Consider the following 15,801-nt stretch of genomic DNA (forward strand, 5'->3'; position numbering starts at 1 on the left):
CCAGTAGTCTCCCGCGAGTGGTCAAGCGATATGGTTCCGCCTGCGGTACGAGAGCTATGAGCGACAATGGTGCTCGTATCGAGCGGCTCTCCCCCCGTCGTCGAGGGACGGTCGACTACATGCGGACGGCGGGCCAGCGAAGCAACGTCCACGGCCTCGTAGAGATCGACGTTACCGAAGCCAGGCAACGGCTCCAAACCATCGAAGCGGAGACGGGAGAGTCGCTTTCGTTCACCGCGTTTGTCGTATCCTGTCTCGCGCGATCCATCGACGACCACCCCCGGGTCAACGCGTATCGGGACTGGCGTGGTCGAGTACACGTCTTCGACGACGTCGACGTGAACGTACTCATCGAGACGACGGTCCAGGGTGAGCGAATGGGTGTCCCGCACGTCCTCAGAGGGGCCAATCACAGGTCCGTCCGGTCGATTCACGACGAAATCCGAACGGCCCAGGAATCCCCGGACCCGACGGAACTCCCCCGAATGGGGCAACTCGCGCTACGACTCCCCGGGGTCGTTCGGCGTCTCGTCTGGCGGCTCCCGCAGTGGTTTCCCCGCCGCTGGAAGACCATGGCGGGGACCGTCGCCGTCACCTCTGTCGGGATGTTCGGTCAGGGCGGCGGCTGGGCGGTTGCCCCGACGAACTACACGTTACAGCTGACCATCGGCGGTATCAGCAGGAAGCCGAGGATGTCCGATGGGGCGGTAACGACCCGCGCGGTTCTCGATCTGACGGTGACGTTCGATCACGACGTCGTCGACGGTGCACCGGCTGCCCGATTCGTTCAGCGGTTGCGGGAACTCATCGAGAACGCTCACGGGCTACGATCGTAGCACGAACGGGGACCGCAACGGCTCGCTCGAGACCGTCACCCGAGACGGTCGTCGGATTCGCTGTCACCGCACGCTCGCTACGAGTCGACGACCTCGAGCGTCCAGTCGCCGTCGGCCTCGACGTTGAGCCAGACGACGCCGCCGGCCTTGTACGATCGCGAGTTGTCGAACTCGCCGGTCCGGTGGGCGAGTATCTCTCGGCTGCCGTCCGCGCCGTAGCCGTCGACGATAAACTGTCCGTCGCCGTCGTGCGTCGCGACCACCCTGGCGTCGCCTACGGTCCACAGCGGGCCGACGAACGCCGATCCGGTCCCGGACGCCTGCACTGGGAGGTCCGTGAGATCGGCGGCGCGGACCGCCGGCTGGGAGAGGTCGATCGACCACGCGCCGTCGGCGTCGACCTCGAGTCCGTACGTCCCGCTCTCGACGGCCATGATCGACTCGCCGGTGGCGTTCCCGGACGTGGTTAACAGATTCTCGCTGCGTCCGCTCCCGTCGACGTCGCTCACGTCGACGGCGATCGTCGAGCCGTCGTGGGAGACGTTCGCGACGAGGACGCCGTCGTCGAGGGCGACCGTCTGCGACTCGCTCGACCCGGACCCCTCCACGGCGTGGGACCGCCCCGACTCGAGGACGACGCCGCTCGGCCGTTCCCTCCCCGCGGTTTCGTCGTCGCCGTCGGCGCGATCGAACTGCCCGTCGACGAGATCGGACGGGGTGACGACGTCGAGACCGCGGTGCTCGAAATGATCGAGGAGCAGCCCGAAATCGTCCAGCGACATCCGGTTCTCGTCGACGCCAACGTCGTCCTCGTCGACGATCCGCGGCACGCGAACGACGGTCAACAGGCCGTACTGATCGGAGAGATTGACGTGACGGCGAACGCCGGTGTGGAGCGCGGGCCCCCAGATGTACGGGATCATGTGCATCTCGGTCGGCGGCACGGCAGTCGTCCCGGCGCTGTACAGGAACGCCGACTCGTGGACGTCACGGGCGACGTCGTAGGTCGCCGCGTCCATCCGACCGTCCGGAACGAACAGATGGCGCGCCCCGTCCTCGAAGCCGTCGCTCGCGAGCGCGTCTCGAGCGCTCTCGAGGACCTGTCGCTGCCGATCCGCGGGCTGTTCCGGGAGCGGCGTCGACGCCTGCGGGAGCGAGCAGATATCCCATTCGCGGTCACGGAGCTCGCGGAGGTCGTCGAGGCCCATCCGTCCCTCGTCGCCGATTCGCTCGGGGGTGACCGGAACCGCCGCCGTCCAGCCGCGCTCCGCGAGCATCTCGGCTGCGACGTCGTAGTGGGACTCGTGCCCGCCGTAGAACGCGAGGATCGCCGCGCCGTTCGCGGCCGATTTCGTTCGTCGCAGGTCGTCGACCAGCAGTCTGGTGGGTCCGCCGTCGGGTCCGTGCGCGACGACGTTGATACCGGTGACGGTCGAGGGATCGGGATCGTTCCCCGGCTTCTGCTGGTACCCGCAATCCATCCGGAACCAGCCGTCGTACTCGTCCGGCACCGGTCGAACGCTCGTGAGGCGTTCGTCTCGCGTCGGCGCGAGGATTTCGACGGCGATTCGATCGACCGACGCCGGCTTGACCGCCAGCGAAACGTCCCAGTCCTCGAGGTCGATGCCGTCGGCGAACCGGATCTCCATGCCGGCCCGCTCCTCGTCGCTCTCGACGACCGCCGCTTGCGATCCGGCCCGCGCCTCGTCGGGGGCGGGCGCGATCTCGACGGCTCCGGATCGTGGGGACCACTCCTCGAGGTCCTCGAAGTCCGAGAGCGCGTCGCCGGCTTCGATCGCGGGCCAGCGTACGGGACCCCCGGTCGTCTCGTCTTCGTTCAGTCCGAGTTCGTCCGACAGCGCGTCCATGCAGCCCGCGATCGCCGCCGATGCAGCAGTCACTCCGGCCAGCAGCCGCCGGCGAGACGATCCGCCGTCCGCGTCGCGTTCGAATGCCATCGATCGAGAGATCCCGCTGCAGTACCGTCATTATTCGATCGGTAAGCGAATCCCGTTTTGCTGAGCCAGCAAATCGGAGCCGGAGATATTACTCGTCCCCGCGTCGGTTTGCCTGAATGTTTACGCCCGACTCGGCCAGGGGGTATCTGACGAACCTTGTCGCAGCGGTCTCCTACCCGTTCGAGACGTGGCGCGGAACGATCGGACTGGTGCTCGTGACGGTCGCCACCTACGTCCTGCTGATCCTGAGCACGATGCCGACGTTCTCGCTCCAGATGCTCGGCGATGGCCTCCACTGGTTCGAGTACGTCCTCGTCTCGCTCACGGAAACGGTGTACCGCACCGACGGCTGGATCGGCCTCGGAACCATCGTCCTCTACGCCCTGCTGTCGGGTGTCGCGGTCGTCAACGCCGTCGCACAGCTTCGATCCGTCGGCCGCTCGAGTCTCGCGAATCTCTCCGGCGTCGTCCCCGGGCTCCTCGCGTCGGGCTGTGCGAGCTGCGGTGCCGGCCTCCTCGGTTTCCTCGGGTTCGCCGGCGGAATCGCGGCGCTTCCCTACGACGGCGCGTTGCTCCGCGTCGGCGGGCTCCTCGCGTTGCTGTTCTTCCTCGGACGGGCGGGCCACCCCGACCGGTGTGCGATCGCGGCGGGGGTGACGAAGTGACGGAGTCCGCCCGCGGTTTCGTCCGGTCGATCCGGTCGGACCGCCGAGCGGTGGCGTGGGGGACGGCCGCCGGAATCGGCGTGTTCCTGCTGTTCGGCCTCGTCACCGGCCTCGTTCCGAATCCACTGTACGTTCGGATGGTGCCGCGGACGCCGGTCGACTACCTGTTTCTGGCGCTGACCGCACTGCTGGCGGGCGTCTACACCGCACAGCGGCTGGCGACCGAGGTCGTCGCCACCGGAGCCGGAGCCGAAGGCGTCGACGGGAGCGAGGCCGCCAACTCGAGCGGCGCGGATCGGTGGGCGATCGGCGGTCTCGTCGGCGGGTTCCTGGCGGTCGGCTGTCCGATCTGTAACGTCGCCCTGCTCGCGCTGTTCAGTTCGTCCGCGCTCATGACGTACTTCGATCCGCTACGGCCCCTCCTCGGCGCGCTCTCCGCGACGGTGCTGGCGGGGGTGATCTACGTGCGCCACCGCCGGACGTGTCCGACCTGCGCGTCGTGAGTCGCCGCCGGACCGCTATCGCGCCGATTCAGCCGTCAGCGGCACCGACACTGACGTCCGCGCTCACCGCACTCGTGGGTTCACAGCGCGGCTCGCGTACCGCCATCCCGCCGGGGTGTAACGGACGGCCGGCTGGTCGGGGTCACTCGGTCGCCGAGCGGCGGTTCGGAAATCGGGGACCGAGAGTCGCGCCGGTCGAACGGGTACAAGACGGTACCGGCGATTTGCCGAGTCGGCAAATCGTGGCCTATTTGGCGGTGACCGACGCGCTCTATCGTGTGCATCACGGCGGCTCCTCGGACTCGGCGGAAATTTTCCAGATCCTCGCGGACGAGTACGCGCGGAAGATCCTCCTCGCCGCGGATAGCGGACCGAAGACCGCGAAAACGCTCAGCGAGGAGTGCGACGCCTCGCTCACGACGATCTATCGCCGCGTGTCGCGGTTGCAAGACCACGGCCTCGTCGAGGAACGGCACACCGTCGACGCGGACGGCTCCCACCGGAGCAAGTTCGAAACGTCGCTCGAGGAACTCCACGTCGACATCACCGACGGCCAGCTCTCGCTGACGATCGAGACCCGCGACGAACTCGCGGACAACTTCACGTCCCTCTGGAGCGACCTCCGAGGTGAGGACTGATGGACGCGTCGTTCCTGATCGCCAAGCTGATCACGCTCGTCCTCAGCCTCGGCGTCGCGTACCTGGCGTACCACGGCTATCGCCGGAGCGGGCAGACCCCGATGCTGTACGTCTCCGGCGGCTTCGTCTTCATCGGTGCCGGCGCGGTCTGCGAGGGTCTCATCTACCAGGTGTTCGGAACGACGATCGCGTCCGCCGCCCTCGTGCAGGCGGTCATCGTCTCGAGCGGGATGGTGCTCGTTCTCCTGTCGCTGACGAAGTGATCGACGCGGACCGCCGGGCCGCTTCGCCGATTAGAAGAACAACGCCGGCACGGTGTTCCGGAAGATGTTGAGCGAGATGACGAAGAGGAGGCCGACGACGAACCAGTTGAACGTCCGCTCATCGAACTCGAGGCGTCGGAGATACGTCCCGAGGAGGAGGCCGACGATGGTGACGACGGCGATCATCGAACCGAGCCAGAGCCGGTAGGTCGTCAACAGGTCGGTGAACAGCGCCATCTGGACGATCCGAACCGTGAAGATCGTTCCGAGCACCATCGAGAGGCCGCCGATGTACCGCTCGGCGTCCCGCTCGAAGGTGTGGAAGTACGCCGGCAGCAGCGGCCCGAGGTTCGCGAGGGCGAGCAGGAATCCCTGGGAGAACCCGGCTGCGCCGAGGGCGAACGGGTGGTGGGCCTCCTCGACCGTGACGAAGTTCTGCGCGACCTGAAAGGCGACGTAGCCGAGGAGGACGAGACCGATCGCGAACGGGACGAGCGGCCCGGTGCTGAACGTCGCCAGCGCCGCGACGCCGATCACAGTCCCGACGACGGCGAGCACCAGGAGCGACCACTCCTCGCGGACGAACGACCACCCGGTACCGGTCTCCGCGATCTGGAACATGTTGAGCATCCACGGCGGAATCGCCAGGACGACGACGGCGACGGTCGGATCGATCACCGACGCGACGATCGGCGTCATGATGAGCGAGTAGCCAAAGCCCGTCATTCCCTTGACGACGCCGGCGACGATCGCGATCAGACTCAGCACGGCGAGCAAGCCGACCGAGAGGTCGGACTGAACGCCCCGTCCGACGTTCTCGAGCCCGGGGAAGAACGCGACCGCGGCGACGAGCACGGTCAGCGCTGCGCCGACCATCGTCAGTTCGCGAGAGCGAAGCTCGAGGAGGTTGGTGAGAAACTGTTCGACGTCGACTGTGGGTTCGGGAGCACTCATACTGGTTCGAAAGCGAAGCGGAGCGACGCAGCGTCGCCGTTTCGATGCGATTGGGACCCCCCACGTATTTCCCTGCGCGAGCCGGCGAGAATTCTCCCGTCTCGAGTCGCCACGAGTCTCGAAAACCGACGATTGAGACGCGCTCGCGTCGACCGTGTCGATCGAATCGACAAACCGGTACGTCACAGATAGCAGTAATACTATCCGAAATACGCCGGCGAACGGCAGTCGCCGTTCTCGTCTCAGGCGGCTGTGGGTGGAAAACGGAGCTGTCGAAACGTGTGATGCGGTGGGTTCTGGGTGGGTCGCGGGGTGTCGCCAAGGCGATAGCGTCAAAAATTACAGAATCCCTCTCCCTTTATATCTTCTTTCAGAACTCGACTTGAAACACTCGAAATAGGGGATTATCCACCCAACAAAGTTAGTCGAATATCTTATTGGATAATCACCTTCAAAAGAACACCAAAACAACTAATACTGTATTACTTGACATATGAGAAAGTAATAAGTGGGGTTTATAGCGATCGGTGACCAATATATTCTCATGGAGGAAAAATATGCAAAAACTACAGAATATGTAGTGATTCTTACCACAGATTCTGAAATAAACGAAGACGAGCTAATTATAGAATTTGAAAGACAATTCGAAGACGCCCCCCTAGAAGTGCAGGGAGCTGTAAATCTTGATCCACAATCTAATAGGGATCCTTCTTTGGGGCCGCCTTTAAATTTCCCTTTAAGATGTATCCATGGCCGAAGGCGACCATGTCCAGATTGTGATGAATAATGACACTTCTACAGGTGTTTAGTATTATACCGAATGTTGAATCCCCATTTGCGTTAATAGTGATATTTTTACTATCCGTATTCATTCTTCAACATATTTTTATTTATTTATCCTTTCCGGAATATTCCCGAGAAGCGATTTCTGATAATGACATTACAAGAATCCATAAAGAAAGTAATGACCGGAAAACAGAAACGCTTAGTCTATTAGCTCTAGTGCTTACTATTGCCGTGTTTGCTTTATCAAATAACGGGGCTGAAAATATCACACCAGAGATCGTCCTTCCAATTAGCCTTTCTATACTGTTTTTATTAACCTCGCTAATTTCTGGGTTTTTTTATTCAAAGTATAATATAGCAGCAGAAGTTCAAAGTTCAGGAAATACATATGCTTTTGGAACACTTCTGCTAAGTTTATTGTTTCTATTCAACACAAGGATACAGAGTTCATCTATCATCACTCAATCTGAACGGATTCTAGCATCTGTTCTCATTTATTCATCACTGGCGATAATTGCCGTGTTTGGTTTAATTAGCTTTAAGGAAATTATTTACCATCAATGCTTATGGTACCTTTACTCACTTGAAGAAGATGAAAAAGACAACTATATATCAAAATCAATAAAACATGGCGGCAATGACATAACTTTTTACAGTATGTTTTCTTTGCATGAAATTCGTATCTTCTTTGGGATAAGAGAGTTTCTAAGAACTGCAACCGAGGAAGAATTGGATGAATATGATTGAATTATTAATTTTTATTTTATGTCTCCCTAGGGTAGCAGAGAATTGTTCGACATTCAGAATATATGGCGCGCTAAAGAAAAATGTATTAGTTGAACCCACACCAAAACAGTGATAACCTCAGTGCGACTGGTTATTTAATCAAAGAATTTGTATTCGTTTATACTCTACCCAGGGATTGTACGCTGACAAAATCAGTTTTTCGGATATGCACACGAATGCGACTGATCGTGTGTATAACCGAAATCCATCGTAAAGACTTCCAGAGTATTGCCGCGTTCTATCTTACGTAAATATTGTAATCCAAAACCATTGCTCGACAGAATGAAATTTAAAGCGTTTGTTCATCAACAGAGTAACTGCGTTCTGAGTAGGGAACGAAAACAGAGATGGTTACTCGGTGTCTTCGACTGGCTCGAGTTCGTCCGCATCTAGTTCTTCATCAAGGAATGCTTCTCCGTCGTCAGTAATTCGATAGAGACCCTGGGCGACACGCTCGACGAGCCCGTAGTCAGCCATCTTCGAGAGACGGTTGCTTGCGTAATTGGCGACCGTCACGTCCAGTTGCTCGAGGGCACTGGGAGTCATGTTCCCCTCATCACGCATCGTCTCGAGTATTTTCTCGTCAACTGGACGCATCCACTCCGCTCGCTGTCTTACCACGCTCGTGGGTGCCACTGTGGAACTCATAGTAGTATCGATGAGTCGTTACACAGAGTGCGATTCTATAAACATACAACTATATCCTATAGATTCGCTGTGAATTTCACAGTAAAATATTAGTGGTCCACGTGATAATAGGAGTAGTGACCTGCCCGTTCGGGCCTGAAAGGTCCGACGTGCTGCCACACGTCGGGGCGGGTCATCCCCTTACAGGGTTGAACGACCCATGCGAAAAGAGCGCCTCCGAGCCCATAACTGTAGGGCTCACGAGTCAGGAGTATCGGCTGCACATCACGATCAGCACACAACCTCGGGCGACGACCCGCGGATCGCGACCGACGGCGGCCGCGACACCCGTTCGTCGGACCGGAGAGCGGCTGTCCCGACGCGTCCCGCCGACCGCACCGCGATCGGCGTCGACCTCGGGGAGCACACCCTGTACACCGCGTGTCCGGTGCCCACGCCGGACTGGACGGGGACCTACGCGATCCCCGGCGACGAACTCTGCGCCCGCCTCGACGCGCTTCGCGACCGCGTCGCCGCGCTGCTCGCCGGCGACGCCGATCGCGCGACGATCGTCGCACGCGTCCGACGCCGTCGGGCTGCCCTGCTCGAGGCCCTCGACGACGCGGCGCGGGAGATCTGCGACTACGCGAGCGCGTACGACCGGCCCGTGCTGGTCACCGAGGACAGCCACTACGAGCCGGACCTGTGGGCGTGGCTGACCGACCCCGACGCCCACCGCGGCACGGCGTGGCTGCTCCCGACGGCCCACCTGCGCCTGCGAGCGGTCGCCGCCGAGTACGGCCTCGAGGTCGCGACGGTGCCCGTCGCCTACTCCTCGCAGGAGTGTCACGGCTGCGGCGTCATCGGCGACCGACCGCTACAGGAGACGTTCCGCTGTACCAACCCGGACTGTCGCGTCGAGACGGTCGACGCGGATTCCAACGCCGCGAAAGTGCTCGCACGACGGTACTACCCCGGCCACCGGTGTGCGTACCGACCCCCGCGCTCGCTTACGACGGGGGAGCGGGGGAAAGCGGTCGACGCTCGTCGCCGACGGCCGATCGCCACGGCCGCACCGGGACGGCGCGTACCGCCGTCGACTGCGGGACGACGATCGAGCCGGGGGCCGGGCGACCGCGAGTCGCCGCCGCGGAGCCGCTCGCGCAGCTGCTCGCCCGCCACCCTCCGTCCGTCACCCGACTCCGTGTGACCGCCGAGCGCCGGCTGCATCGACTCGCCAACCACCCCATCTCACCCACGGATCACGACGACATGCGCACGAATGCCGAGCACTCCGAACTGAACGCATCGATCGTTCAGACGCTGGCGACCGAACTCGAGTCGCTTCGCGAGCGGATCGACGCGCTCGAATCCAGCCTCGAGCGGAAGACCGATCACCTCGACCGCCTCGAGACCGAACTCGACCGGGAGCGTGCGGAAAACGAACGTCTCGAAGCCCGCGTCGAAGAACTCGAGCGAGCGCAACCGCCGATCGAAGCGCGGCTCGACGCCCACGAAAAGAAACTGAACGCGAACAAGGACCGCGTCGGCGAACTCCAGGCCCGCGAACTCGAGAAGGGCGCGCATCTGCTCGCGGCGAACGTCGACGAGAGCGAGATCGACGTCGCCGGCGGTCGCCTCGAGCGGATCGGCAAAGACGACGGCGGGCGCTACTTCCGACTGCCCGAAAGCGACGATCCGCTCGAGCGCGGCGGCGATGTCGCGTTAGCACACGGCGACCTCCTGCCGATTCAGCAACTCGCGAAAATGGACGACGACAGCCTCCGTGCAACCACGTCCTCGCTCCCCTCGCGGCTCGCTGCGACGCTCTGGAAGGCTCGCACCGATCCGGCCGTCGGCGACGACCCGTGGGAGAACGGGTGCAAAACCGTCCAGGAGTACGTGACGGCGAGCGATCTGAAACACTGGATTCGCCGTCAGGAGAAGGGCATCAGCGACGACTACGCGAAGAAACTCGTCTCGAGGACGATCGACGCGTTACTCGAGCTCTCGAAGAACCGACTGGCAGTCGAACGGACCCGGCAGCGCAAGAACGGCCTCGAGTACACCGAGCGCCGCGTCCTGCTGATGGCGGATGCGGATATCCCCGGTGAACGACCGAGCGCAACCGAGCGGGACGGTCCGGAGACAGGTGGCGTCGACGGGTGACGCCGTCCCCGGGGCTCCCACCCCGCCTTGAGAGGGTGGTCGCTCTCCACGACGAACGGAAACCCCTCGCGATTGCGGTCGTGTACGCGTCTGCGTACTTGTATGTCCGTCCCTCGATCGGTCCTCGACGGTCGAAACCCACCGACTGCTCGAGCCGGGTCACCGAAGACGTCAGGTGTCACCGGAACGAGCGTTGCTGCGATCGTGAACGCGGTACCGAATCGGTTCGTCAGTGGGGCGGTAACTTGCTGGGTCGACTCCCCGCATATCGGCCTCGGGGACGAGCGTTCGAGAAGCCAGCGGCGTCTCGTCGTCGAGCGAAACCGAAGGGGTCGCGGACGGTGCGGGATCGACGCTTCCTCGAGCGATCGGCGCTCCGCACCGCCGACCGTGCGGAATTTCGGTCCGCTCAGTCACGTACGACCGACGGTCTCCCGTACGACTCTGTGACGGTTGTCTGGACCACCTGCCCCGTGGTGGAGCGGCGTGTGAGGGCGTTCGGAGCCCCGCCGCCGTCGTCGCTACCCGATCCGAACCGCGACAGTATTGTACGATAGGCACAAAACACTCAAATACGCGCGAGCCCTATCGACGACGATGACCGAAACCACTGCTTCGGAGCCGACCGACGGCCAGCCACCGCGAAAACCCGTCCAGTTGAACGACGTGGCCGACTACGACGAGTTGCTCGCGACGCACGACCTCGTCCTGCTCGAGTTCGTCACGTCCGGTTGTGGGATCTGTGCGTCGATGGAGCCGGTACTCGGCACCGTCGCGCGCAGCGCACCGGGAGTCGTGGCGACGGTGAACGCCGGTCTCGTCCCCGACCTCGCCGCCGAGTTCGACGTCCGGAGCGTCCCGACGCTCGTCGTCCTGCAAGACGGCGCGGAAGTCGCCCGACTCGACGACGGCTTCCAGGGTGCCGAGACGATCGTCGAGCTGCTCGAGACGCACGCGCCGCGCTGAATTCGACGGCTCCGTGAGTGCCCTCGCTGTTACGTCGGTGTCGGATTCGGCGTGTCCGCCTCTCCCGACGACTTCGAACGCCGATCCGATTTCGTCGCCTCCTTTTCGAGCACGAGATCCTCGAGGACGAGCACGTCGAGTCCCATCCCGTAGAAGTCCTTGATCGCCTGCGTCGGCGTCCGGACGATCGGTTCGGCGTGGTCGTTGAACGAGGTGTTCAACACGACGGGCACACCGGTCAGATCCTCGAATTCCGAGAGCAGTCGGTGGTAGCGCGGGTGCTGGTCCTCGCGAACGGTCTGCGGGCGCGTCGAGTCGTCGGCCGGGTGCAGGACCGCCTCGAGTTCGTCGGTCTTCGCCGACCGGACGTCGGCGGCGTCGATCATGAACGGTGCCGGGCCGCCGTCGACCAGGTACTCTGCGGCGGCCGACTCGAGCATCGACGGCGCGAACGGCCGCCACTCCTCGCGGTGTTTGACGAACCGGTTCACCCGGTCGCGGGACGCGGCGGTGCGGGGATCGGCGAGGATGCTCCTGGCCCCGAGCGCCCGCGGCCCCATCTCCATCCGCCCCTGGAACCAGCCGACGAGATCGCCGTCCGCGAGCCGTTCGGCGACGTACCGCTCGAGGTCGTCCGGCTCCCCGTACGCGAGTTTGTTCGTCTCGAGGAGCGACCGGATCTCGTCGGTCTCGTACTCGGGCCCGAGGAAGACGTCGGTCTGGCGGTCGACGGCCGCCGGCGGCTGCCGGGACCAGCCCGCACCGAGCGCGAGGCCCGCGTCGTGGGCGACCGGCTGGACGAAGACGTCGTCGATCAGCGGCGACTCCCGAACCCGCTTGTTCAGCTTGCAGTTCAGCGCGACGCCGCCCGCGATCGCGACGTTCGGCGGGCCCAACTGTTCGACGGCCGCCTCCGCGACGGCCACGACCGACTCCTCGAGCAGCTTCTGGGCGGTGTGCGCGAGGTCCATCTCCCACTGGTCGAACGCGCCGGGCGTCTCGTTCCGGGGACGGCCGAACGCATCCTCGAGGATGTCGACGCCGTAGCCGGTCCCCCAGCGCTTCGTCAACGCGGTGACGTCGTAGTCGACACCCACGTCGATCAGGTCCCGGAGGACGCCCTCGATCTCGGGGTTATCCTCGCCGTAGGGTGCCAGCCCCATCACTTTCCCCTCGCCGTTGAACATCCGGTAGCCGAGGTACTCCGTCACGATGGCGAAGAAGAGGCCAAGGCTGTTCGGGTGTTCGTAGGTGTGGGCCCGCGTCAGGCCGTCCCCGTCGGCGTGCCAGACGACCGTCGAGTCGTACTCGCCTTTCGCGTCGATCGTGAGGACGACGCCCTCCTCGAAGCCCGACGGGTGGAACGCACTCGCGGCGTGACAGCGGTGGTGGGGGATCGTCTCGATCGACGGTACCGGCGCGCCGATGGACTCGAGGCGGGCCTCGATCTGTCGCGTCGGGACGAGCCGACTCCGGACCTGCGTGACCAGCGTCTCCTCGAGCGCGGAGAGTTTCCGCTCGATTCCGGGCGCCCGGATCGCGTCGGTGACGTAGTGGGAGGCGATTTCGCCACGGAGCCGCGGCTCGTACGGGAGGAGGATGCGATCGAGATCCGGGAGCGACAGCTCCCGATGGCCGAGACAGGCCCGAATCGCGCGCTCGGGGAAGGTGTCCGTCGCGTGTTTGTCCCGCGTGTATCGCTCTTCTTCGACGCCGAAGACGGGCGTGCCGTCCTCGAAGAGGACGGCGCTCGGATCGTGTTGGCCGTAGAGTCCGATCGCGGGTTTGAACGCGAGTCGATAGTCAGTCATGGCTCGTGAAAGTAACCGTACTCTACACCGAAATCGGACGGCGGCAAAACGGCACTGACGATTTGCTGGGTCAGCAAATCGTCGAATAGATCGCCGTGCGGACTCCGGGCACCGCCGGACAACAGCAGAACGTCGCCGCTGTGCACCGGACTTCGGTGGGTTGCGGCCGACCAACCTCGACGACGATCGACTCGGCTGTCGCGGGCCACTCGAGCGAGCCTGTTCCGGTCTCGATCCGACGAGAAGCGTTGGCCGAGCGAACGCCGTTCTCGTGCGCCTCGTCGGAAGCGCGCCCGGTAGGGCGGGCGAGGGCGTCACACGAGCGTGACTGGTGCCATCGCCACGACACCCGCACCGAACCCGATGAGCAACTCTCGACGACCGCCGTTCGGGAGGTCCGCGCCGGTCTCGAGCGCTTCGGGAACGAACTCCGTCGCGACCAGATAGACCATCGCGCCGGCGGCGAATCCGAAACCGAACGGCAGGAACGCCTCGGCCCACGAGACGAACGCGAACGCGATGACCGCGCCGATCGGCTGGGGAAGGCTCGAGAAGACCGCCGCGCCGACCATCCGCCAGTTGGACAGTCCCATCGTCCGCATCGGGATGGCGATGGCGGTTCCCTCCGGAACGTTGTGGATCGAGATGGCGATCGTCATGAACACCGCGAGCAACGGGATCGAAACTCCGAGTATCGAGACGCCACCCTCGAGTCCGAGTTCGGCGAACGAGACGCCGACCGCCACGCCCTCGGGGAAGCTGTGGACCGTCAGAATGCCGAGGATGAGGACGAGTTTCTTCAGGTCAGCCTCGGCGAACGCCGTCGCCTCGATCGGCGCACCGCCGTGACCGTGGTCGTGTCCGTGACCGGCACCGTTCGCCCGGACCTTGTTCGAGTCCGTCGCCTCGAGATCGTGTCCGCGTTCGTCGTCGCGGGCTCGTTCACGATCGTGCTCGTACTCCCCGTTCCCGTGGAGGTCGACCCCGTCGAGGACCCTGTCGGAGATCTCAACCAGCGCGACGCCCGCGAGGAGGCCGCCGACCATCAACGTCGGAAACCCGCCCGAAGCGTACGCGAGTCCCTCGTCGACGAGACCAAACACGGAGACCGTCACCATGATTCCCGACGCGACCCCCCATAGCCCCACGTTCCAGCGGTCGCTGAAGTCGTCGACGAAGAAGAACGGCAACGCGCCGATTCCCGTCGCTAACGCAGTGATAAAGCCCGCGACGAAGACGACGACGAGGTTTTCCGCGAGTGCCATACGTGGAGTATGCGCGTGTCGACAAAAAGTCTTTCCAAAACAGGAAATATATTTTGGTTGGCCTAAAAGGCGTGGCAGAACGATCCGGCAGTGGTCGTCTCCGGTTCGGTACTCGAGTCGATCGAGTTGGGAGCGGGACATCGAATCGAACTGTGTCACTGCTCGGGAACCGAACCGCGCAATCAGTGTCGGGTTGCGATGGTGGATCTTAGTTGGCAGCGCAGTTGTTCGGCCCGAGTTCGAGCGCCTCGACGTCGCCGCCCGGCTGCGCTTTCCCCCAGTTGATCTGCTTGATCTCGTTGTAGTTCGCCGGTTCGTCCGCGAGGCTCTCGACGATGGTCTCGACGAACGCCGCCTCGTCGCCGTCCGCGACGTAACTCAGGAGTTCGTTGGTCGCCGCCGCGCGAAGGTCGCCGAGTTCGGTCGCGAGCGGGCGGACGGGTTCGTCGCTGAAGTGACCGGGCAACACGACGGTTTCGTCCTCGAGATCCGTCAGCCGCTCGAGGCTGTCGAACAGCCGGCTCGCGGCGGTTCGAACGGCGTCTTCCGAACCGTCCTCGAGGTCCGGACGACCGACGCTGCGGAGAAACAGCGTGTCGCCGGCGAGGAGCGCGTCGCCGAACCGGAACGAGACGCTGCCGGGCGTGTGCCCCGGCGTGTGGAGCACCTCGAGTTCGCGCTCGCCGACCGGAATCGCCTCGCCGTCCTCGAGTGTCGTCACGTTCTCGAGCTCGCCGGCGTCGTCCCTGTGGAGGAAGTACGGCACGTCGAGTTCGCCGGCGAGTCGGCGGGCTCCCGAGACGTGATCGGCGTGGGCGTGGGTGTCCGCGACGCCGACGATCTCGAGGCCGTACTCGTCGGCCGCGTCGAGATATCGATCGACGTACTGACTCGGATCGACGACGACGGCCTCGTCGCCGTCGTGGGCCAGATACGAGACGCACCCCGTCCCGGGACGGACGATCTGAACGACTCCCTCGATACCGCCCGCGTCCTCGAGATCGTACTGGCGGTGGACGCGCCCCCAGCCGTTCATTCCGTCGTCCATCGATCTCGCGTCGAACCCGTGCTCGCGGAGGAACGCCGCGGCTCGCGTGGACGTGATGCCGGCGACGCAGACGACCGCGATCTCCGTGTCCGTCGGGAGCTCGTCTAGGTGCGCCTCGAGCGTGGAGTAGTCGTATTCCAGCAGCTCGTCGTAGATTGGGAGGTTCGTACTGTCGCCGATTCGCCACTCCTCGTACTCGTCCTCGGTTCTGACGTCGAGGACGAAGAGATCCGCCGTGTCGTCCTCTTCGATACGCCGTGCGACCGCCGATGGATCGAGATCGATGTTGCTCATTACTCCCAACGCTACACGATAATGTGTGGTAAATTCGTCGGTCAAGCCCAGGGGACTCGACGTCCGACGGGCCACTCGACGGAGCCGCGCTGGTCGCCGTTCGCGAGACAGTCGTCGCCGCGGCCACGATCGAACCGTCGCGTCGTGGCGAGCGTTCGCGGGGGCCGAGACGGGCGACCGCGAACGGCGAACGCTATCGAACCCACGCCGGCGGGTTGTGTGAGTGTTGTGC

15 protein-coding genes and 1 pseudogene are annotated in these 15,801 nt (G+C 63.4%); 10 read left to right on the forward strand and 6 right to left on the reverse strand.

Annotated elements, in window-relative coordinates; translation table 11 throughout:
- Positions 1–56: 56 nt before the first annotated feature.
- Complete coding sequence (locus BMX07_RS22755) at positions 57–836, forward strand: 2-oxo acid dehydrogenase subunit E2 (RefSeq protein WP_090623162.1); 780 nt, start codon at positions 57–59, stop codon at positions 834–836.
- A gap of 77 nt (positions 837–913) precedes the next feature.
- On the opposite strand, the gene BMX07_RS22760 is transcribed toward BMX07_RS22755, so the two are convergent.
- Complete coding sequence (locus BMX07_RS22760) at positions 914–2,794, reverse strand: polysaccharide deacetylase family protein (protein WP_090623165.1); 1,881 nt, start codon at positions 2,792–2,794, stop codon at positions 914–916.
- A gap of 116 nt (positions 2,795–2,910) precedes the next feature.
- On the opposite strand from BMX07_RS22760, the gene BMX07_RS22765 reads away from it, so the two are divergent.
- The 4 genes from BMX07_RS22765 to BMX07_RS22780 all read left to right on the forward strand — a co-directional run bounded on the left by BMX07_RS22765 (position 2,911) and on the right by BMX07_RS22780 (position 4,863).
- Entirely contained in the window at positions 2,911–3,459 is a 549-nt protein-coding gene (locus BMX07_RS22765; RefSeq protein WP_090623168.1) for a hypothetical protein, read from the forward strand.
- Entirely contained in the window at positions 3,456–3,962 is a 507-nt protein-coding gene (locus BMX07_RS22770; protein WP_090623171.1) for a hypothetical protein, read from the forward strand. Before BMX07_RS22765 ends, BMX07_RS22770 begins: the two co-directional genes overlap by 4 nt.
- A gap of 278 nt (positions 3,963–4,240) precedes the next feature.
- Positions 4,241–4,600 carry an ArsR/SmtB family transcription factor gene (locus BMX07_RS22775; RefSeq protein WP_090623317.1) on the forward strand — a complete coding sequence of 120 codons (360 nt, stop codon included), beginning with the start codon at positions 4,241–4,243 and terminating at the stop codon, positions 4,598–4,600.
- The gene (locus BMX07_RS22780) at positions 4,600–4,863 is read left to right on the forward strand and encodes a DUF7521 family protein (RefSeq protein ID WP_090623174.1); all 264 of its coding nucleotides are present in this window, start codon (positions 4,600–4,602) and stop codon (positions 4,861–4,863) included. Before BMX07_RS22775 ends, BMX07_RS22780 begins: the two co-directional genes overlap by 1 nt.
- A gap of 30 nt (positions 4,864–4,893) precedes the next feature.
- On the opposite strand, the gene BMX07_RS22785 is transcribed toward BMX07_RS22780, so the two are convergent.
- The gene (locus BMX07_RS22785) at positions 4,894–5,817 is read right to left on the reverse strand and encodes a sulfite exporter TauE/SafE family protein (protein ID WP_090623177.1); all 924 of its coding nucleotides are present in this window, start codon (positions 5,815–5,817) and stop codon (positions 4,894–4,896) included.
- A 544-nt stretch (positions 5,818–6,361) separates the two neighbouring features.
- On the opposite strand from BMX07_RS22785, the gene BMX07_RS24035 reads away from it, so the two are divergent.
- Both BMX07_RS24035 and BMX07_RS24040 read left to right on the forward strand, forming a co-directional pair.
- Positions 6,362–6,604 carry a hypothetical protein gene (locus BMX07_RS24035; protein WP_139210990.1) on the forward strand — a complete coding sequence of 81 codons (243 nt, stop codon included), beginning with the start codon at positions 6,362–6,364 and terminating at the stop codon, positions 6,602–6,604.
- A complete protein-coding gene (locus BMX07_RS24040) occupies positions 6,604–7,350 on the forward strand; it encodes a hypothetical protein (protein ID WP_139210991.1) in 747 nt (248 codons plus the stop codon). Before BMX07_RS24035 ends, BMX07_RS24040 begins: the two co-directional genes overlap by 1 nt.
- A 390-nt stretch (positions 7,351–7,740) precedes the next feature.
- On the opposite strand, the gene BMX07_RS22790 is transcribed toward BMX07_RS24040, so the two are convergent.
- Positions 7,741–7,986 carry a helix-turn-helix domain-containing protein gene (locus BMX07_RS22790; protein WP_090623320.1) on the reverse strand — a complete coding sequence of 82 codons (246 nt, stop codon included), beginning with the start codon at positions 7,984–7,986 and terminating at the stop codon, positions 7,741–7,743.
- Positions 7,987–8,236: 250 nt separating this feature from the next.
- Between BMX07_RS22790 and BMX07_RS22795 the strand changes: the two are divergent.
- The 3 genes and pseudogenes from BMX07_RS22795 to BMX07_RS22805 form a co-directional block, all read left to right on the forward strand.
- A pseudogene (locus tag BMX07_RS22795) lies at positions 8,237–9,043 on the forward strand (zinc ribbon domain-containing protein); the annotation flags it as partial.
- A gap of 245 nt (positions 9,044–9,288) precedes the next feature.
- A complete protein-coding gene (locus BMX07_RS22800; protein WP_090623327.1) occupies positions 9,289–10,185 on the forward strand; it encodes a DUF8008 family protein in 897 nt (298 codons plus the stop codon).
- Positions 10,186–10,782: 597 nt separating this feature from the next.
- The gene (locus BMX07_RS22805; protein WP_090623181.1) at positions 10,783–11,151 is read left to right on the forward strand and encodes a thioredoxin family protein; all 369 of its coding nucleotides are present in this window, start codon (positions 10,783–10,785) and stop codon (positions 11,149–11,151) included.
- A gap of 29 nt (positions 11,152–11,180) precedes the next feature.
- On the opposite strand, the gene BMX07_RS22810 is transcribed toward BMX07_RS22805, so the two are convergent.
- The 3 genes from BMX07_RS22810 to BMX07_RS22820 form a co-directional block, all read right to left on the reverse strand.
- Positions 11,181–12,962: a carbamoyltransferase family protein gene (locus BMX07_RS22810; protein ID WP_090623185.1), complete on the reverse strand. Its 1,782-nt coding sequence runs from the start codon at positions 12,960–12,962 to the stop codon at positions 11,181–11,183.
- A 314-nt stretch (positions 12,963–13,276) separates the two neighbouring features.
- Positions 13,277–14,227: a ZIP family metal transporter gene (locus BMX07_RS22815; protein ID WP_090623189.1), complete on the reverse strand. Its 951-nt coding sequence runs from the start codon at positions 14,225–14,227 to the stop codon at positions 13,277–13,279.
- Positions 14,228–14,435: 208 nt separating this feature from the next.
- Positions 14,436–15,569 carry an MBL fold metallo-hydrolase gene (locus tag BMX07_RS22820; protein ID WP_090623193.1) on the reverse strand — a complete coding sequence of 378 codons (1,134 nt, stop codon included), beginning with the start codon at positions 15,567–15,569 and terminating at the stop codon, positions 14,436–14,438.
- Positions 15,570–15,801 lie beyond the last annotated feature (232 nt).

Source organism: Natrinema salaciae, assembly GCF_900110865.1.
Classification (GTDB): domain Archaea; phylum Halobacteriota; class Halobacteria; order Halobacteriales; family Natrialbaceae; genus Natrinema; species Natrinema salaciae.